We start from the raw sequence: 227 nt of genomic DNA, 5'->3' as shown, positions 1-227 counted from the left end.
TCCTTAGCTCAGCTGGTAGAGCGACGGACTGTTAATCCGCAGGTCGCTGGTTCAATCCCAGCAGGAGGAGCCAAATTCTGGTTGAGGCAAGACGCTTGAACCTCAAGTGCAGTGCACTTAGTAGTCAATAAGATTACAAAGTAAAAATTGTTCCTCCTTAGCTCAGCTGGTAGAGCGACGGACTGTTAATCCGCAGGTCGCTGGTTCAATCCCAGCAGGAGGAGCCA

At 50.7% G+C, this 227-nt stretch carries 1 tRNA gene; it reads left to right on the top strand.

Features of this window, described 5'->3' with window-relative positions:
- Positions 1-151 precede the first annotated feature (151 nt).
- A tRNA-Asn gene (locus Q4519_RS22340) sits at positions 152-227 on the top strand.

The sequence above is a fragment of the Motilimonas sp. 1_MG-2023 genome, assembly GCF_030547455.1.
In the GTDB taxonomy this organism is placed as follows: Bacteria; Pseudomonadota; Gammaproteobacteria; order Enterobacterales; family CBDFNC01; genus Motilimonas.
This window is presented reverse-complemented; position numbering and strand designations above follow the sequence as displayed.